This is a genomic window from Kitasatospora sp. NPDC094016 (assembly GCF_040304045.1).
GTDB lineage: Bacteria > Actinomycetota > Actinomycetes > Streptomycetales > Streptomycetaceae > Kitasatospora.
The window spans coordinates 103,107-120,330 of record NZ_JBEOUK010000021.1 but is presented as its reverse complement, the minus strand read 5'-3'; the positions used below and the strand labels follow the sequence as shown (position 1 = coordinate 120,330).

Genomic DNA, 17,224 nt, shown 5'->3' with positions numbered 1-17,224 from the left:
CGACACGGCGGCCATCCGCCTGTCACCGCGGCCGGGTGCGCTCGGGTCCGCCACTGCCGCGGTCGGCTCCCCCGCCTCCGGGCGCGCTCGGCTTCGCCGTCGGCCGCTGATTTCCGCGCCACTTGGGCGTACACTCACGGCAGTCAGAGCCCGGGGGGACGGCTTCCGAACGACAGGTGATTTCCATCCTGCCATTTCAGACGCCTGGCGGTGGCCGGTACGGGCATTCGTGAAACCGCAATGCCGAAGCCGGAAGGATGCCCAGATGTGCCTATCCCAGGACAACAGCGCGGGAATGGGGACACCGCAGCTCTGTGACCGGGGGATCGAGTTCTACCGGGCGGTGCTGGCCGAGGGCTGCGCCACCGGAGACGCCCCCGAGTGCCTGCTCGCGATGGGCCTGCTGCGCTCCGTGCCCGGCTCCGGTGAGCGGCTGACCCCCGTCCCGCCCGACATCGCGGCCACCGGCCTGACCCGGCCGCTCGAACTCGCCGTGCTGGGCCACCAGGAGCGGCTCGCCGAACTGCGCACCGCCTTCACCGCCGCCGACCGCGCCTACCAGGACGTCATGCGCCGGGCCCAGCTGCCGGTCCGCCTCCTGACGGGCGAGGAGATCAACCCCGCGCTGGAGAAGGCCGTCGCCGCCTGCACCGAGGAACTGCGCACCGCCCAGCCCGGCGGCGGCCGCAGCCCCGAGCACCTCGCGGACGCCCTCCCGCGCGACCTCGCCCTCGCCGGGCGCGGCGTGCGCCAGCGCACCCTCTACCAGCACACCGTGCGCGCGCACGGCCCGACGCTGGCCTACATCGAGCAGGTCACGGCCCAGGGCGCCCGGATACGCACCCTGAACGAGGTGTTCGACCGGGTGATCATCTGCGACCGCTCCACGGCCTTCGTCCCGGCCGCGGCCGACCGCGAGGCCGCCGCGATGCTCATCCAGTTCCCACCGCTGGTCGAGTACCTGCTCAAGATCTACGAGTTGATGTGGGAACGCGCCGAGCCGGTCACCTACCTGGAGGGCCGCCACCGCCCCCAACTGCTCACCGACCGCACCCGCCAGAACGTCCTGCGCCTGATGGTCAACGGCTACACCGACGAGGCCATCGCCTCCCGCCTCGGCATGAGCACCCGTACGGTCTCCAGCCACATCCAGAAGGCCAGCGAACTCCTCGGCAGCCGCAGCCGAGGCCACCTCGGCTACATCATCGCCCGCGAGGGCGTCCTGGACGAACCCCTCGACGACCTGTGACCGGCACCGGGGGCCGTCGCCGTCGCTCGATGGGACGGCCCCCGGTGGCCGGTGCTACTCGTAGCGCAGTTCGCTGGGCCGCATCAGGCGCAGGAGCCGCGGCAGGCCGAGCGCGGTCGTGAGGAGGACGGCGCCGGCGGCGATCGCGGACATGGCCAGCATCGAGCCCCAGTCGAGGGCGAAGGGCAGGCCCGCCGCGTACTGGAGGACGGCTCCCATCAGCAGGCCGCCGACGGCGGCCAGCAGCATGCCCAGGGCCATCGGGACGAGGGTCTGCCACAGCACCGACAGGCCCAGGATCCGGCGGCGGGTGCCGACGGCGTTCAGCACGCCGAGGATGCGGCGCTGCTCCCGGAAGCGCTCCAGCTGGCCGACCAGCAGGCTGAGGGCGACCAGCAGCAGGGTGACGGCGGAGCCGGCGGTGAGCAGGCGTTTGACGGCGAGGTAGGTCGGGTCGACGGTGCGGTCGAGCGGGGACCCGGCGAGGCCCTGCGGGTCGATCGCCATGACGTCGGTGGCGAGTTGCTCCTTCGGGTCCGGCAGGCCGGGGGCCATCGCGACCAGGACGGTCGCGGGCTGGCCGCGCAGTGCGGCGGCCGGGGCGGCGCCCGGGGTGAGGAGCAGCAGGCCGGAGCCGAGCCGCCCGTTGGGGTCGGCGCCTTCGACGGGCTCGACGGTGGCCGTCACCGCGGGCAGCGGCCAGGACGGCGGCTCGCCGTCACCGCGGAAGAAGGCGGCGTGGACGGTCGTGCCGGGCTTGGCCGCGGCGGCGGCGTCCTTGCCGGTGTCCGTGCCGCCGCTCGTGCCGACGTCCGCGCCGGCGATCGTGCCGGCGTCCGGTCGGGTGGTCCGGCCCTGGACGGCGAAGGCGTCACCGTCCTTGCAGTCGGGCAGGGTGGCGAAGCTGCGCAGCACGGCGCAGTCGGCGATCCGGACGGCGGGCAGCTCCCAGAGCTTGGCGGTGGGGGTCTCCAGGGCGAACTCGGTGTAGGCGGCGGTCGCCTGCACCCCGGGGGAGCGCGCCAGCGAGTCGGCGAGCCGGTCGGCCTGCGGGCCGCCGCCCGGGAAGGACACCGACTGCTGGTACGGCCCGACCGCGGCGCGGGGGCCGGGTCGGCCCTCGTAGCTCGCGCTGACACCGAGGAAGAGCGCCTGCAGGGCGATCGCCCCGGCGACGGCGACGACCACGCCGCTGACCGCGGCCGAGGCGGGGCCAGAGCTCAACTGGAGCCTTCGGATGGCGAGTTGCCAGGACACACCGCCGCCGGAGCGCCGGGTGGCGGCCTCCACCAGCCAGGGCAGCAGGGTGCAGACGCCCACCAGCATCAGCAGCACGCCGACCGCGACCAGCAGTGAACCGCGGCTGTCCTGAACGGAGTTGAAGACGGCGGTGCGCCCCATCCCGGACGGGTTGAACTGCGTGGGCAGCGCCAGCGCGAGCGCCGTCAGGGCGAGGCCGGCCAGCGGCAGTGCCAGCCGCCACCCGATCCGGCGCCGGCCGGGGCCGGACCGGCGGACCACGCCGAGCGGGTCGACGGTGACCCGGCGCATCGCCAGCAGGGTCACGCCGACGCCGAGGAGCGGCACGACCACGGCGATCGCGGCGGCGATGGCGGGGTGCGGCGCGATGTCCTCGGGGTAGAAGCTGAAGCCCGCGAGCCGCAGGTGGCCGGTCAGCCGCCGGCCGAGCAGGAACAGCGCCGCGCCCGCGACCAGGCCCAGCACCGCGCCGACCAGGGACTCCCCGGCGGCGAGCCGGGCGGTCATCCGGCGGTCCGCGCCGACCAGGCGCAGCGCGGCGAGCCTGCGGTCGCGCCGTTCGCCGCCGAAGCGGGCGGCGGCGGCGAGGAAGACGCCGACCGGGGCCAGCATCACGGTCAGGCCGACGGCGTTGAGCAGGATCAGCCGGGAGTCCATCGGCTTGGGCGGCGAGAAGTGGCCGTACGAGGTGACGCGGGCGGCTCCGGCGTCCAGCGAGAGCCGGTCGCTGCCGAGCAGGTAGCCGGCCTGGCCGGGGCCGAGCAGGCCGTCCGGGCCGATGCCGCCGACCACCGGGTAGGGGAGGCGGTCGCGCAGCAACTGGTTGGCCGGGTCCTTCAGGAGCTCGGCCAGGGCGGGCGAGACGACCATCCGCCCCGGCGGCGGGTATGCGGCCACTCCGGGAGGGAGCGCCGCGTCCGGGCCCTCCGGCTGGACGACCCGCCCACGGATCGCGGTGCCCCGGAACGTGGTGTCGGCGATGGCGATGAGGACCGTCCGGTCGCCGGGCGTGGGCAGGTCCTCGTCGCGGAAGGTGTCGTTCTGCACGTACAGGCGCTCGTTGCGGTGCTGGACGATGCCGGGGAAGGAGGCCGTGAACAGCAGCAGTGCCACCCCCAGGCCGACGCCGCAGGCGGTGAGCAGCAGCCGCCCCCAGCCGTCCCGCCCGTTGGTGAGGGCCAGGCGCACGCCGAGGCCGAGCTGGTCCAGGAACGGCGAGCGGACCCGGTCGGCGGCGGGGGCGCTCGTGGCGGGGGTGCTCGCGCTGGAGCTACCGGTGTCGGGGCGGTTCACGCCGGGGCCGCTCATATGGCGCCCGCCAGGTCGCGGGTGCGGCCGTCGCGGACGACGATCTCGCGGTCGGCGTAGGCGGCGACCCTGACCTCGTGGGTGACCAGGACGACGGCGGCGCCGCTCTCCCGGGCGGCCTGGGTGAGCAGCTTCATCACCCGCTCGCCGTTGAGGGAGTCGAGCGCGCCGGTCGGCTCGTCGGCGAAGACCGCCCTGGGCCCGGTGATCAGGGCCCGCGCGGCGCCGACCCGCTGCCCCTGGCCGCCGGACACCTCGCCGGGGCGCTTGGCGGCCACGTCGTCCACCTCCAGACGCTCCAGCCATTCGCGGGCCCGGGCCTCGGCGGCCCGGCGGCGCAGTCCGTTGAGACGCAGCGGGAGCGCGACGTTCTCCAGGCAGGAGAGTTCCGGGACGAGCTGGCCGAACTGGAACAGGAAGCCGAACTCGGTGCGCCGCAGGGCGCTCAGCTCGGCGTCGGAACAGGCGGTGAGGTCGCGTTCCCGGTAGCGGAGGCGGCCGCTGTCGGGTCGGGTGATCCCGGCGAGGCAGTGCAGCAGGGTGGACTTGCCGGAGCCCGACGGGCCCATCACGGCGACGAGTTCGCCGGCCGCGACGGTGAGCGAGGCCCCGCCGAGCGCCGGGGTGAGCCCGAAGTTCTTGTGCAGGTCGTGGGCGGCGAGCAGGGGTTCGGACATGGTCAACGCTGGGACTCCGTGATGCGGGCGGCGAGTTCGTCCAGGCGGGCGGCGGTGAGCTCCAGCCAGCGCAGGTCGGCTTCCAGGTGGAACAGGGCGTGGTCGCAGATCAGCTGGTCGGTGAGGTCACCGGTGAGCTTGCGGCGGGTCAGCACCCGCATCTCCTTGAGGTGTTCGGCCCGCTGCGCGTCCAGGACGTCGGCGCCGGAGCGGCCGGTCAGGAGGGCGAGCACGACCTTCTGGTAGAGCGTGCTCTGCAGGTACGGCTGCGGGCTCTCCGGCTGCGCGAGCCAGTTGGCGAGGTCGGTGACCCCGGCCTCGGTGATCGCGTACCGCTTCCGCTCCGGGCCGTCGCCGGCCTCGACGCCGTCGACCACCACCAGCCCGTTCTTCAACAGCCGGGAGAGCGTCGCGTACACCTGCCCGTAGTGCAGGCCGCGGTCGCGCCCGAAGTGCTCGTCATGGAGGCGTTTGATGTCGTATCCGTGGCGGGGCTGGGTCTCCAGCAGGCCGAGGAACAGCTGTCCGAGTGACATGCTCCGGGACTATACAGGCCATGTATACACACAGGTGTATAGCGGTCCCCCTCGGGTCCGGCCGTCGGCGCCGACACGGCCGCGGCCTCCCCGAGCAGGACTCGGGGAGGCCGGAGAGGTTCGGTGCCCGGGTCAGTTCAGACCGTGGGCCCGGCGGTCAGGACGCCTGGGCGCGCACCAGCCAACGCTGGTTGGCACTGGCGGTGCAGGACCAGACCCCGAGCGCGGTGCCGTTCGCGTCTGCCCAACCGGGCAGTTCGAGGCACTTGTCGGAGATCGGGTTGTAGAGCGTGCCGTCGTAGCGACGGACCCAGGTCTGCGCGTCGTCGGCGGCGCAGGTCTGGAAGGACACCTTGGTGCCGTTGCCGGCCGGCTTGTCGTTGGTGGTGATGCACCGGTCGGTGCCGGAGACCTTGAACTTGTTGTCGGTGGTCAGGGTGAAGTGCTGGGCGTTGCCGTTGTAGCAGTTGTAGAAGGCGACCGCCGTACCGACGGAACCGCCCCAACTGTCGATGCACCTGCCGGGGTTGTAGGCGCTCTGGATCTGGACGCTGGAGCCGGCCGTGGCGAGCGTGTTGGCCTGCTGGTCGGTGAACGCGTACGGGTAGATCCGGACGTCGCTGACCGCGCCGTTCACGCGGCCGTCAGGCCCAGGGTAGCGGGTGGTGGTCTCCCCACCGATGTTCAGACTGCCGTTGGCCTTCCAGCCCGCAGGGACCTTCGCGCTTCCGGCCGCTCGGCCGTTGACGTACAGTGTCGCGGTCTGGGTGTCCGCGTTGAACGTGCCGGCCAGGTGGGTCCAGACGCCGATCCGGGGCTGCTCGGAGTCGACGGCCGCGTAGTACGTGGTGGGGCGGAGCTGGTCCGACGAGGGCAGGTTGAAGGCCCACTTGCCGTACGTCGCCGAGTACTGCAGGTAGAACGGGCTGCGCTCGTTGCCGGTCAGGGAGACGGCGGTCTGGTAGCCGTTGGTGTTGTTGACCTTGACCCAGGCGGCGACGGTGTAGCTCTGGCCGGGGGGTCCGGAAGCGACTACGTGATCGACTACGCGAAGGCGTACGACGAGGACAAGAACATCCGCCAGCTGGTGGACGAAGAGGTGGAATCGGCTCAGCGGTGGGCGGAGCGGGTCGCGCTGAAGACGGGTCGCAAAGCCTTCAGCATGACCGGTTCGGACGTATCCGCACGGGCCAAGGGTCTCTACCCGGACACGGAGAACTGACAGAAGGCCCTGGGTGACTACCGGCAATGGGGAAGTGCTGATGTGAGGGTGGAAGGGAACAAGGTCACGATGAAGCTCACCGTCCACGTGCTGGATCGGTACGACTTCAACAAGAGCAACAAGGACATCGCCAGCGGCGTCTCCGACAACGTGAACGGTAGGTTCGCGACGCTCGGCTGGGCCAAGCCCTTCACCACACGAGGCGGCCTGGAGAAGACCGTCACGTGGACAATCGGCGCATCCGGGAGCTTGGTCAGCCCGGGAAGCGGCGCGGAACACCGGTGACCTACGGGCCGGGGCCCGGTCCCGATGACACGACGTCCGGGACGGGCCCTGGCCCTGCGGTTCGGTCGGCAAGCTCTTCAACAAACCTAGAAGGTCAGGGATGATGAACCTGTGAAACGTACGTCGGTGAAGGTGACGCAGCGAGCAGATGGCGCTCGGATTCTGCTGTTGATTCCCGCCGCGGTACTGCTCGCATCCGGCTGTGCGTCTGCGCCGGAGACCAGTACCGCCGGGCAAGGTTCGGACCGCCGCCCGACCACTACCGCGCCGACCCCGGCGCAGGTGCGGACGGATGTCGAACCGCTGAAGCGCCGCTTCCCGCAGTTGGGCGAGCTGACCGCGACGAAGTGGGTCGGCCAGGTGCTGACGAAGAACTCCGTGCCGGAGATCCCCGGCCCGACCGACGTGAGCCTGGACGGAGTGGCGCAGGTCGATCCGGCGATCCTGACGGCGACCACGGGCAGCGGGATGTGGCGGGAGAGCGCCATCGAGTGCGGTGTCCCGCAGGAGATCGCCGCTGAGGTCAGGGACACGAAGATGTGGCTCCACAGTGAGGCCTTCGACAAGTCGGTCACGCGGACCCAGTACACGGGGAGCTTCTACTTCGACAAGCAGAGCAGCCGAGTCTACTTCTGCACGGTGAACCCGAAGGAACGAACCAGCTGATTCCGTCACGTTCCCACCTGGGCCCCTCGCCGAAGGCGGCGCGTTCAACGAGGGGCCCAGGTGCGTTCCGACCACACCACGACCCGGTTGGAAGGCTGTCGTCCTCATGCGGGAGGACGTTCTCAAGTTCGGAACGGGTCAGGTGACGTGGTGGACATGGGTCGGCTGCCGCCCGGTGGTTTGCTGCTCACATGATGGCGCGAGATCGGGATCCGAGTCGATGTCTTCCATGACCGGTACGTGGCCGGGTTGGTGCCGGCGTTCACCGCCGGGCCGCAGACGACTTTGTCGCTGGAGGCGCTCGCGGTGCGCACCGCGGTGCATGTCGTCATGCTGGCCGGGGACGGGGGCTCCGTTGTGGTGGGTGTGATGGCGTAGGTGGCGTACTCGACGGGGTAGGGCCTCCGAAGTCGGGAGCATCTGCCTCAGAGTCGTACTGTCCCGCACCGGCGAATCGATCTCGGTGAGTTTGCTCCGCTTTGACAGACACCATCGGTGTGGTGGTCAGGCGCGAGGACGGTTTCGTACTCGGCGGGAATGCCGATTCGATGTCATCGGAGACGGGTCTCCCAGCGGCTCCATTCTGGCCCAAGATGGATAGCACTTAGGTCTCTGGAAAGTGTACGGAAGGTTGCTAGCTATGGCTGAGGCGAACCGTCGATCGGTTAGCGGGTCCACGTTCCGATGGATTTCTACCTGCGCCGTTCGCTATGCCGTGGTCTTCATGGTTGGCTGGATGGCGATATCGCTGACGGCTCCCAGGATGTCGGACCGGGCTGGAGGTTACGGTGCCCGGAAGACTTTGTGGGGATCTTTTCTGGGATACATGGAAGGGGCTTCAGGGATGTTCCTGATGATCGGAGTCCCATCCCTGATATTGCTGGCGCTGATTTCCAGGAGAAGAGGAACCTCTGCGCCTGATGAGTTCAGGGCATTTTCCGCGGCGCTCCTTGTCATCCCTGCGCTGGTGCTCTTCCTAGTTGGCACATGGGTGATGGTCGCCATCCAGGTGGCGGTGCAGATCCTCTTTGCAGCGATCATCATGCCGGTTGCCAGGGAAAAGGAAAGCTTCTAGGATCGTTGAAGCACATGGCCGGTTAAATTAGGTCACGATCAGTTTATGTGGGCGCTCGGATGGATTTCCCGGCCGAGCGCCTCGCAGAATCCAGCGCTTGTTGGGCCGAAGGGATCGTCTGAGGCGGCAGTGAATGTGGATGCTTCGGGCGCGCAACTCAAATAAGTGGTTCTCTGCGAGGCGAGGAGGTGTGTTGCCTCGGACGGCTTCGCCCGCCTGGGTGACTTCGAGTAGTGCGCGTTGAGACGTTTAGAACGGAGGTATCGGGTGATCGAGACTCTGGGGTCAGGCTGGGAACGAGCCCAGGGCCTATTGCGTGTCCTTGCTGTCTCCCTGACTGGCATCTTGCCGCTGGCGGCTTCGTGCACGGTGGCGAAGGAGCCTCTCCCAGCTGTCATCGGGTCCTGGAAGGCGCCCGCCGCTTCGATCCAGTTCCTGGAAGGCGGCAAGATCGGCGAGGTAAGCCTGCTCCCCGCCATGTGTCGTGGAAAGAAGTCCCCGACTGCGGTGAAGTTCACCGGCACCTGGAAGTACGGGGCGCGTTCCGACGCCGGACCTGGCGCGGTCGCCCAATTGGTCTCCGTCGACGGCGATCTGAGGTGCGAGCGGTTCTTCCAGTACGGCAAGGACCAAGGTGAGGAGTGGTTGCGACTGACCGATGCGGACGACGGTGGCGTGCCGTTCGCCGCGTTCCTTCGGCAGTAGGTCCGTTTCGGGAGCCGCCCCATCCGATGTGTCGGATGGGGCGGCTCTCGTAATGGAGGATGGGCGACGCGGGGTCGGGGGTCTTCGTGGTGCTGCGGGGCTGCTACTCCGGGGGTGACTGGGAGATCTATCTACGGGAGGAGCGGAAAGGAGCGGTGGCCAGGTTGGGCGGCCAGTCGCCGGGGGAGCGCGCAGCGGGGCTTCTCCGGGGTGCAGGGGCTCGGAGAGCGATGGCTTCAGCGCCGGGTTGGAATTTCAAGTGGGCCATCTCCACCTGGAACGCCGCCGACTCGGCCAATGCCTCCACGCTGACCTGGGACGTCGAGGGCAAGCTCGCCTCGCTCGCCCAGGGTTCGGCCGTCACGACGTACGTCTACGACGCCGACGGCAACCAGTTGATCCGCCGCAACCCCGGCAAGGTCACCGTCAACCTCGGCGGCGGCGACGAACTCACCTACGACACCGGCACCAAGACCAGCACCGGTACCCGCTACTACAGCATCCCCGGCGGCATCACCCTGGTCCGCGAGAGCCCGACGAAGCTCACGTACCAGTTCGCCGACCACCACGGCACCAACACCCTGTCCATCGCCCGCGACAGCCTCGCCGAGACCCGCCGCCCCACCGACCCCTTCGGCGCCCCGCGCGGCACCACCTCCAGCACCACCGCCTGGGCCGGCGACAAGGGCTACGTGGGAGGCCTCAAGGACGACGCCACCGGCTTCACCAACCTCGGCGCACGCCAGTACCAGCCCACCACCGGCCGCTTCCTCAGCGCGGACCCGCTGCTCCTGCCCAACGACCCGCAGCAGTGGAACGCGTACGTGTACAGCAACAATGACCCGGTCAACAAGACCGACCCCACCGGCATGGCCCTGGAGGAATGCGCCAGCGGGATGGTCAAGTGCTCCAACATGGGCACCAGGATCGAGGGCGAGGGCGAGAACTACCAGAAGATCGTCGCGCAGATCCAGGCGCAGGCCGGCGCACGGCGGGATGGGTACGAGCGCTTTCTGCAGCACCAGTCGATGGCAAAGACTTCGAAGTGGGTTGGCGCGGCGCCCAGCACGGAGGAGATGGAGAAAAGCATGCGGCAGATGCGGCGTGCTACGGGACTGGAGCTGGAGAAGGACTACCTTGCGAAGTCGCCCTACCCGACCTCGCTGCAGGAAGGACAGTCCACGATCAAGATTGGCAAAGTCAACACCGCCGAGGTGGATGTCTGCGCTGCCCTCAACGCCATCACTTGCCTCGACGCCGGGGGCATCAAGGATTGGTCAGAGGAGATGGTGGCTAAGGAGTATCCGGGAATCGGGGATAGGGACGACCGTGTCAACTCCTTTCGGCACCTCATGTGGCAGGCGCGACTCTCCTACGAGCAAGGTGCGGAGAATGCCGAACACTGGGCAATCGCACATGAGGCCTTTGGGCCCCAACCGGACCTGTCCGACTACAACTACCGCGACCATCTCTCGGACCTGGTGAACAATGCCCGCGGCCGGAACATCGGCGTCGAGGCCAGCAGGTACGGGAATGGGCATAGTCGAGACCAGGCCATGCAGTACATCCTTGAAGCTGTCAGGGCGGATATCAGGAACGGGCTCTATGCCCGAAGAGATGACTTCCTGCCGCAGTAGGACTCAATACCGCAAGCAAGTAAGCGAGACCGGGCTGGTATAGCGTCAGCCCGGTCTCGCACCACCTGTGAAAGGCTGGAGAGCTGTGGCTGGTCGATGGAAGCACTTGAAGTCCCGGGAGGGCGTTGTCCTGCTCGTGGGTGTTCTGCTGATCGCGGGTCTGGCAGGGTATCTGAAGGTCCGGTCGGGCGGGCCGGATCCGAAGGACTACGTGGGGCGTTGGGCGTCGCGGGACGAGGTGATCGAGTTGCGGGAGGGGGGCCGGCTCGGTGAGGTGCGGCTCGACGGGTACTTCTGTGCGAAGGATCCCGTCGGGCAGGGGGCGGCGTTGGGGGAGTACCAGGGGAGTTGGCGGACGGGGAGTGTGGACGACGCGGGGTCGGGGGTCTTCGTGGTGCTGCGGGACTACTACTCCAGGGGGGGGGTGACTGCGAGATCTATCTGCAGGAGGAACGAAAAGGTGCGGTGGCCAGTCTGGGCGGTCAGCCGCGGGGGAGCGCGCAGCGGGTCTTCTCCAGGGCGTAAAGGCCCGAAGAACGATGGCTCCAGCACTGGGTGTCAGGGGGTGTCAGGATTCGGGCGGCGATCGTTGGGATGTTGTCAGGGTGGGTGTTGACATCTTCCGCCGCCTGATGCGCCTGGTGTCACTGTGGTTACCGCGATGCGTCGACCGGGGTGCCGCCGTGCGGCGGGCCGGCGGTGCCGGCGGTGCCAGCTCTGGACGCGGCGCTGGTGGTCGACTTCGCGCTGGTCGGCAAGGTCGGGGTGGATACAGGACCGTCCTGTTTGCGCTCCGGTTGCGTCACTCTTCCTCCCTCCTTCGGGCTGTACCTACCAGAATGGCGGGTGTGTATCAGGGTGTTGATTGACGGATTGAATCGAGTCGGCCGGTGGTTCGGTCGGGCGCTGCTGAGATATCTTGTGGCGTGCGTGGCTCCCGTGTACGTTGTCGTGCTCGTTCTTTCAGCATTTGCGCCCGGAGGGCATGACGCGAATGGATTCCCTCGAGTCGACTCCCTGGACAGCCTCAAGCTGCTGGCGCTTATCTTGCTCACAATAACTGTCCCGACACTGTTCTTTCTCTTCCTCGTCTCTTTTGGGGCGGCTAGGGGGAGGAATGTTCGAGGGGTGGCCGCCGTGTTGTTTGCTCTGCCTCCACTGCTCTATCTATTTGCGGGTGCCTGGCCCTTCCTGCCGATGAGCGCACTCGGTGTGATCTACGCAATGGTGGTGATGCCCGCTCCTGTGCCCAGATCCTGATTTTGCGACGTTCGGGTCCCAGGACGCGTGATGCGTGTCGGGGGCCCAGATATTTATTCCGGGTACTTGCATTAACTGTCTGTCCAATCCCTAGTGGGGCTCACCGAGGGGAGGTGTTTCCATTCAGGGCCCACCGTTGATCGGATTCAAATACGACTTCAATTCGAAGGGGGGGGGATTACTTTCGCCTCGGAGCGGGATGACTAGGGTCCGGGTGAGTCGATGGATTGTCGTTTCTGGCTGGGCGGTGCTACCGTATGCTGTCCTTGTCCTGCGAGATTAGGAGCATTGATGGTCGTTCTTGGCATGCTAATCCCGGTCGTCCTGGGATTGGCTGTGGTAGCGAATTTTCGCGGGATTCGTGACTTCTTCGCGTTGTCCGAAAGTGGGGAAACTAAGAAGTCGGCCCCGGTGATCTTGTTGCTCATCAGCTGGTTCTTTATGCTGGTTCCCGGGGCTGCTGTTCTCGACATGGCCATCACGGCACTCCTGCACTGACCTGGTCGGACTGCCGCAGACGGTGGCGCACGACTTCTGTGGCGGCGGGGCGGTCTTCGAGACGGCCCCGCCGCCGGTCGTTTCAGGGATCCTTTGATGGAGGGCGCGTGAAGGGGCGGCGAATCGTCCTGTGGAGTGTGCTCGGTGGGTTGCTGGGTGTCCTCGGGGTGGGCTGGGCCGTGTGGATGATGGTCCGACTTCCGGGCCCTGACGTGCCGGACCCGGTTGGACGGTGGAGCGGTGGAACGGCGACTGTCGAGCTTCTCCCGGAAGGGCGGGTCGGATCGGCACGAGTGCCGGCCCGCGTGTGCAGCGTTGCCTCGGTGGACCGGGAACAGCCGACGGAGATCGAGGGGCGCTGGAAGAAGTCGATCCTCGATGACGTGGGGCCGGGGGTCTACGTGGACGCGACCCGGAAGGACGGGAGCGGTAGTTGTCGGTTCTGGCTGACGGCTGAGGAGAACGGGAAGGACCTGTGGGTCCTGGTCCGCCAGGGGTTCGTCATGAAGAAGGGCTTCTCCGGGGTGTAGGGGCTCGGAGGGTGCCGGCTTCGGTGGCGGGTGTCAGGGGGGCGTCAGGAGTGGGGCGGTGATCGTTGGGATGTCGTCAAGAGCGGTCGAGGTCCGGGGTGGGGTCGGGTGAGGTGGGTGGGTGCCGACTCCTCCGTTGCCTGATGTGCCTGGTCCCACTGGTGGTTACCGCAATGCGCCTACCGGGGTGCCGCCGTACGGCGGGCCGGCGGTGCCGCCGGTGCCGTCGCTGGACGGGACGTTGGTGGTCGACTTCGCGTTGGTGGGCAAGGCCGGGGCGGATGCGGGCAGGGCGGCCGAGGGCATGGCTGCTGCCTGGACGGCGCTCAGCTCGGCGGCCCTGTTCGGTGCGGCGCCCTGGGGGGATGATCCGGCGCTCGGGCAGGGCTTCGACCAGGTCTTCGCCCAGCCGCGGGACGATCTGCTGAAGGCGGTGCAGGCGCTGCCGGACACCTTGCGCAAGCTGGCCGACGCCCTCGGCGCCACGCGCAGCACGTTCGAGAGGGCCGACGAGCACGCCACGGAACTCGCCTGGACGTTCCCGGGGCCCGGTAGCGGCGGCGCGTGATGGCGGTCGACGCCCCCAACGCCTCGCTGCCGGACGGGTTGCAGAACCTGCTGATGATCCTGGTGGGCAACAAGTGGCCCACCGGGAACGAGAGCGCGCTGCGGGCCGAGGCGGATGCCTGGGCCGAGGCGGCGAAGTCGATCCGTGCCTGCGTCCTGGACCTGACGGACGCCAAGTCCCAGCTTGACCAGGGTCTGAGCGGTGCCACCAGGGACGCGTTCGACGCCTATCTGGCCAGGCTGGCCGTCGCCGACGACGCCGCGCTTCCGCTCATCGCCCAGTGCTGCGACGCCGCCGCCGACGCGCTGCGCAACCTGGCGAACCAGATCGAGACCCTGCGCATCGAGATCATCGGTGCGCTGGTGGTCCTGGCCGTTCAACTGGCCGTCGACGCGGCGTTCTTCCTCTTCGGTGGGGCCGAGGCGGCGCCCGTGGAGATCGCCTTCACCAGGGCCCTGGTGTGGGCCTTCCTGCGCAAGGCGCTGATCAGCGCGGTGACCCGGGTCGCCGAGTCGGTGCTGGCCCAGGTGGGCTTCGACCTGCTGGCCCAGGTGATCGAGCTGGGCCAGGGCCACCGCACGTCGATCGACGGCGGCGAGCTGGGCACGGCCGCCATCAACGGGGCGGTGGGCGGCGCGGTCGGTGTCGGTGCCGGGTGGCTCGGCAAGGGGCTGGGCAAGGGCCTGGGAAAGGGGCTCGGGAAGGGCTTCACCTCGCTGACCGGCAAGGAGGCCGGCGCGTTCGCCAAGGGTGCGGCCGGCCTGGTCTGGAACACCGGCTACGGGGCGCTGACCGGGATGGCCGAAGGCGCGGCGCAGGATGCGGTGTTCGGGTTGTCGGGTGACTACGTGTCGGGCGCGGCCAACGGCGCGTTCGCCGGGGCGTGGGGGTGGCGGCACGGGACGATGAATCCCGGGAACAAGTTCTCCATCTCGCCGGGCGACCACATCGAGGGCTGGCTGAACGGCAGGCTGGAGGGCCCGCGCCCACCGCGCGGCGGCACGACGGGGGACGGCACGACGGGGGACGGTACGCCAGGGGGCGGCCCGTCGGAGATCGAGCTCGTCCCGGTCGGGGACCTGCCCCATGAGCTGCCGCCGCTGCCGCCGCAGGACACGGACCTCTCGGGCCTGTTCCACGAGATGGGCCACTTCCCGGCCCCCGTCGGCGACTTCAGGTCGACGCACGGCGGCACCCCGGCTCCGCAGCACCCGCGGCCGCGGACTGTCTCCGACGCCATCCTGGAGGAGCTCGATCCGGGCGTGCACCAGCCCTCCTGATGGGGAGTCAGGAAGGCTGGTGTCGGCGCGGGGGGCGGGGTGTTATCGGCTGCCCGCCGGGGCGAGGGGGGCCAGGGCGCCGGGGTAGAGGTATTCCTTGGCCGGGATCGTGGTGCTGTGGGCCCAGGCGTCGAAGAAGCCCTTGAGGTCCTTGCCCGAGACCTTGGCGGCGAGGGCCTCGAACTGGGGGAAGGTGGCGTTGCCGTAGGCGTGGTCGGCGGTCCAGCGCTTGAGGATGGCGAAGAACGTGTCGTCTCCGACGGTGCGCCGCAGGGCGTGCATCATCAGGGAGCCCTTGAAGTAGAGGGCCGGGGCGAGTTCCTTGCCCTGACCGGGGTCGTACAGCTTGGTGGACCAGTACTCCGGGTTGTTCCTGTTCCCCTCGACGCCGGGGGCGTAGAAGCCGGTGTCGAGGTTGCTGCCCTGGTGCTCGTCCCACAGCTGGTTGGCGTACTGGGCGACGCATTCGGCGATGCAGCCGTCGCGCCAGTCGGTGAACGAGACGCTGTCGCCGAACCACTGGTGGGTGATCTCGTGGACGGCCGCGGAGTCCCAGAAGTAGTTGGTGTAGGTGGGCCGGCTCTGGGTCTCCAGGTCCGGCGCGCCGGTGCCCGTTTCCTTGGTCCAGCTGCGGACGATGGCGCCCGCGGAGGAGAACGGGTAGGGGCCGAACCTGGAGGCCAGGAAGGCGATGATCTCGGGCTGCTGGGCCTCGGTCGCCTTGGCCATGTCGTCGATCGGCACGTCCGGGCCGTAGGCCGTGATGACGGGTGTCCCGTCGGGCAGCGCCGAGCGGTGGACGGTGAACTTGTCGATGGCGACGGTGCTGAGGTAGGTCGCCATCGGCTTGTCCTCGCGCCAGCGGAAGGTGGTCGAGCCGTCCTTGCTGGTGGTCTGGCCGGGCCGGCCGTTGCCGATGGCGGTCCAGCCGTCGGGGACGGTCGCGGCGAGCGAGAAGGTGGCCTTGTCGGACGGGTGGTCGTTGGACGGGAACCAGGAGGTCGCCGAGTGCGGCTCGCCCATCGCGTTGACACCGCCGGACACCAACTGGTGCCAGCCCTCGGGGTCGGGCTTGCCCGCGTACACGACCCGTACGGCGAAGGTGGCGCCGCCGGCGAGTCGGCGGGCGGGCACGATGTCCAGCTTGTGTTCGCCCGAGCGGGAGAACGACTTGGCCGGGGTGCCGTTCACGGTGACGGAGGTGACCTGGAAGCCCTTGAGGTCCAGGGAGAGGCGGTCCAGCGACTGCAGGGCCCGGGCGGTGACGGTCGTGTCGCCGTTCAACTGGTCGGGGTGCGCCGGGTCGTAGGCGATCCGGACGTCGTAGTTCGACACGTCGTAGCCGACGTTGCCGTCCTCGGGGAAGTACGGGTCCCCGATGCCGGCCGCTCCTGCGGGGGCGGCGGTCAGGGCGACGCCGAGGGCGGTGGCGGCGGCCACCAGGGTGGCGGCCCTGCGGCGGTGGTGACTCAGTGGTGTGCGCATCTGGGGCTCCTGGGGGCGGGCGGTCAGGACCGGTTGGCGGCAGGGGCGGCAGGGGCGGCGGGCTTGGCCGGCTTGGCGGTGGCGAACTGCCAGACCACGCCGATCATGGCGTTGGTGCTGGTCGCCTGTGTCGCGGGGTCGACGTTGGCGAGGTTGTCGCACGCGCTGTGGAGGCAGTCCGAGACGCCGCTGCTGAAGCCGGACGACGGGATGCCCGCGTCCCCGAACGGCTGGCTGTCGGAGCTGTCCAGCGGGATGTCGAAGGTCGCCAGGCCCCGGTCGGTGAACCACTTCTCGAAGGCCTGGAAGGCCGCGGTCTCGTTGTTCTTCGCGTCCTTCACCAGGAGGTACACCTGGAGGTTCTTGCTGCCCGCCTGGTCGAGGTTGAGGTACAGGTCGATGGCCTTGCGGTCACCGGCGGACAGGTTCTTGACGTAGTCCGCCGAGCCGACCATCCCCAGCTCCTCCGCCCCCCACCAGGCGAAGCGCAGGTGCCGCTCGGGCTTCAGCTTGGCCTTGGCCACCTGGAGGGCGGTGGTCAGGACGGCCGCCGAGCCGGAGCCGTTGTCGTTGATCCCCGGGCCCATCGGGACGCTGTCCAGGTGGGCGCCGGTGAGCAGCACGTGGTCGGGGTCGCCGCCCGGCCAGTCGGCGATCAGGTTGTAGCCGTCCTTGCCGTCGTGGGAGAAGCGGCGCAGCTGCGTCTGGAAGCCGGCCCGGTCCAGCGCGTGCTTCACGTACGCCACCGATTCCGCGTACCCCTTGGTGCCGTGCGCGCGGTTGCCGCCGTTGCGGTCCGCGATCCGCTGCAGGGCCTGGAGGTGCGGCATCACCTCGGCCGCCTCGACGGTGGGCGCGGCCGGGGCGGGCCTGTGCTCGGCGGCCGTCGCCGCGGCGGCGGGGACGGTGGACAGCAGCAGGGCGGCCCCGAGGACGTGGGCGGCGAGGGACACCAGGCGGCGGGAGGGCATCACGCGGGAGCC

17 protein-coding genes are annotated in these 17,224 nt (G+C 69.1%); 11 read left to right on the top strand and 6 right to left on the bottom strand.

Annotated features, from left to right (window positions below; translation table 11 throughout):
• The first annotated feature begins 265 nt into the window (after nucleotides 1–265).
• Nucleotides 266–1,249, top strand: coding sequence for a helix-turn-helix transcriptional regulator (locus ABT015_RS20685; protein ID WP_350881053.1), 984 nt, complete (start codon nucleotides 266–268; stop codon nucleotides 1,247–1,249).
• Nucleotides 1,250–1,303: 54 nt separating this feature from the next.
• Here the strand turns inward: ABT015_RS20685 and ABT015_RS20680 are convergent, their stop codons facing one another.
• From ABT015_RS20680 to ABT015_RS20665, 4 genes are all read right to left on the bottom strand, one after another.
• A complete protein-coding gene (locus ABT015_RS20680) occupies nucleotides 1,304–3,802 on the bottom strand; it encodes an ABC transporter permease (protein WP_350881051.1) in 2,499 nt (832 codons plus the stop codon).
• An 11-nt stretch (nucleotides 3,803–3,813) separates the two neighbouring features.
• Nucleotides 3,814–4,494 (bottom strand): ABC transporter ATP-binding protein, encoded by a 681-nt coding sequence (locus tag ABT015_RS20675; protein WP_350881049.1) that lies wholly within the window; start codon nucleotides 4,492–4,494, stop codon nucleotides 3,814–3,816.
• Nucleotides 4,495–4,496: 2 nt separating this feature from the next.
• On the bottom strand, nucleotides 4,497–5,030 hold the full coding sequence (locus tag ABT015_RS20670; protein WP_350881047.1) for a PadR family transcriptional regulator: 534 nt from the start codon (nucleotides 5,028–5,030) through the stop codon (nucleotides 4,497–4,499).
• A 157-nt stretch (nucleotides 5,031–5,187) separates the two neighbouring features.
• Nucleotides 5,188–6,279, bottom strand: a complete 1,092-nt coding sequence (locus ABT015_RS20665; RefSeq protein ID WP_350881045.1) for a LamG-like jellyroll fold domain-containing protein — start codon at nucleotides 6,277–6,279, stop codon at nucleotides 5,188–5,190.
• 42 nt (nucleotides 6,280–6,321) lie between these two features.
• Between ABT015_RS20665 and ABT015_RS20660 the strand changes: the two genes are divergently transcribed.
• The 10 genes from ABT015_RS20660 to ABT015_RS20615 all read left to right on the top strand — a co-directional run bounded on the left by ABT015_RS20660 (nucleotide 6,322) and on the right by ABT015_RS20615 (nucleotide 14,756).
• Entirely contained in the window at nucleotides 6,322–6,537 is a 216-nt protein-coding gene (locus ABT015_RS20660; RefSeq protein ID WP_350881043.1) for a hypothetical protein, read from the top strand.
• Nucleotides 6,538–6,663: 126 nt separating this feature from the next.
• Nucleotides 6,664–7,203: a hypothetical protein gene (locus ABT015_RS20655; protein ID WP_350881041.1), complete on the top strand. Its 540-nt coding sequence runs from the start codon at nucleotides 6,664–6,666 to the stop codon at nucleotides 7,201–7,203.
• Nucleotides 7,204–7,443: 240 nt separating this feature from the next.
• Entirely contained in the window at nucleotides 7,444–7,581 is a 138-nt protein-coding gene (locus tag ABT015_RS20650) for a hypothetical protein (protein WP_350881039.1), read from the top strand.
• Between the two features lie 466 nt (nucleotides 7,582–8,047).
• The gene (locus tag ABT015_RS20645; RefSeq protein ID WP_350881037.1) at nucleotides 8,048–8,278 is read left to right on the top strand and encodes a hypothetical protein; all 231 of its coding nucleotides are present in this window, start codon (nucleotides 8,048–8,050) and stop codon (nucleotides 8,276–8,278) included.
• Between the two features lie 267 nt (nucleotides 8,279–8,545).
• Nucleotides 8,546–8,983 (top strand): hypothetical protein, encoded by a 438-nt coding sequence (locus ABT015_RS20640; RefSeq protein WP_350881035.1) that lies wholly within the window; start codon nucleotides 8,546–8,548, stop codon nucleotides 8,981–8,983.
• 230 nt (nucleotides 8,984–9,213) lie between these two features.
• The gene (locus ABT015_RS20635; protein WP_350881033.1) at nucleotides 9,214–10,620 is read left to right on the top strand and encodes an RHS repeat-associated core domain-containing protein; all 1,407 of its coding nucleotides are present in this window, start codon (nucleotides 9,214–9,216) and stop codon (nucleotides 10,618–10,620) included.
• Nucleotides 10,621–12,171: 1,551 nt separating this feature from the next.
• Nucleotides 12,172–12,378 carry a hypothetical protein gene (locus tag ABT015_RS20630; RefSeq protein ID WP_350881031.1) on the top strand — a complete coding sequence of 69 codons (207 nt, stop codon included), beginning with the start codon at nucleotides 12,172–12,174 and terminating at the stop codon, nucleotides 12,376–12,378.
• Nucleotides 12,379–12,701: 323 nt separating this feature from the next.
• Nucleotides 12,702–12,908, top strand: a complete 207-nt coding sequence (locus tag ABT015_RS20625) for a hypothetical protein (protein ID WP_350881029.1) — start codon at nucleotides 12,702–12,704, stop codon at nucleotides 12,906–12,908.
• A 220-nt stretch (nucleotides 12,909–13,128) separates the two neighbouring features.
• Nucleotides 13,129–13,476 carry a type VII secretion target gene (locus ABT015_RS20620; RefSeq protein WP_350881027.1) on the top strand — a complete coding sequence of 116 codons (348 nt, stop codon included), beginning with the start codon at nucleotides 13,129–13,131 and terminating at the stop codon, nucleotides 13,474–13,476.
• Nucleotides 13,476–14,756, top strand: a complete 1,281-nt coding sequence (locus ABT015_RS20615; RefSeq protein ID WP_350881025.1) for a WXG100-like domain-containing protein — start codon at nucleotides 13,476–13,478, stop codon at nucleotides 14,754–14,756. Before ABT015_RS20620 ends, ABT015_RS20615 begins: the two co-directional genes overlap by 1 nt.
• A gap of 42 nt (nucleotides 14,757–14,798) precedes the next feature.
• Here ABT015_RS20615 and ABT015_RS20610 read toward each other — a convergent pair whose 3' ends face one another.
• Together ABT015_RS20610 and ABT015_RS20605 are read right to left on the bottom strand one after the other, a co-directional pair.
• The gene (locus tag ABT015_RS20610; RefSeq protein WP_350881023.1) at nucleotides 14,799–16,241 is read right to left on the bottom strand and encodes a M1 family metallopeptidase; all 1,443 of its coding nucleotides are present in this window, start codon (nucleotides 16,239–16,241) and stop codon (nucleotides 14,799–14,801) included.
• Nucleotides 16,242–16,264: 23 nt separating this feature from the next.
• Nucleotides 16,265–17,212 (bottom strand): M20/M25/M40 family metallo-hydrolase, encoded by a 948-nt coding sequence (locus tag ABT015_RS20605; protein ID WP_350881021.1) that lies wholly within the window; start codon nucleotides 17,210–17,212, stop codon nucleotides 16,265–16,267.
• Nucleotides 17,213–17,224 lie beyond the last annotated feature (12 nt).

What these genes read in the sequence shown, in the direction of transcription:
- ABT015_RS20615 (WP_350881025.1), top strand. Translation starts at nt 13,476, where the DNA reads ATGGCGGTCGACGCCCCCAACGCCTCGCTGCCGGACGGGTTGCAGAAC.
- ABT015_RS20660 (WP_350881043.1), top strand. Translation starts at nt 6,322, where the DNA reads ATGAAGCTCACCGTCCACGTGCTGGATCGGTACGACTTCAACAAGAGC.
- ABT015_RS20605 (WP_350881021.1), bottom strand. Translation starts at nt 17,212, where the DNA reads ATGCCCTCCCGCCGCCTGGTGTCCCTCGCCGCCCACGTCCTCGGGGCC.
- ABT015_RS20610 (WP_350881023.1), bottom strand. Translation starts at nt 16,241, where the DNA reads ATGCGCACACCACTGAGTCACCACCGCCGCAGGGCCGCCACCCTGGTG.
- ABT015_RS20635 (WP_350881033.1), top strand. Translation starts at nt 9,214, where the DNA reads ATGGCTTCAGCGCCGGGTTGGAATTTCAAGTGGGCCATCTCCACCTGG.
- ABT015_RS20675 (WP_350881049.1), bottom strand. Translation starts at nt 4,494, where the DNA reads ATGTCCGAACCCCTGCTCGCCGCCCACGACCTGCACAAGAACTTCGGG.
- ABT015_RS20630 (WP_350881031.1), top strand. Translation starts at nt 12,172, where the DNA reads ATGGTCGTTCTTGGCATGCTAATCCCGGTCGTCCTGGGATTGGCTGTG.
- ABT015_RS20670 (WP_350881047.1), bottom strand. Translation starts at nt 5,030, where the DNA reads ATGTCACTCGGACAGCTGTTCCTCGGCCTGCTGGAGACCCAGCCCCGC.
- ABT015_RS20685 (WP_350881053.1), top strand. Translation starts at nt 266, where the DNA reads ATGTGCCTATCCCAGGACAACAGCGCGGGAATGGGGACACCGCAGCTC.
- ABT015_RS20645 (WP_350881037.1), top strand. Translation starts at nt 8,048, where the DNA reads ATGTTCCTGATGATCGGAGTCCCATCCCTGATATTGCTGGCGCTGATT.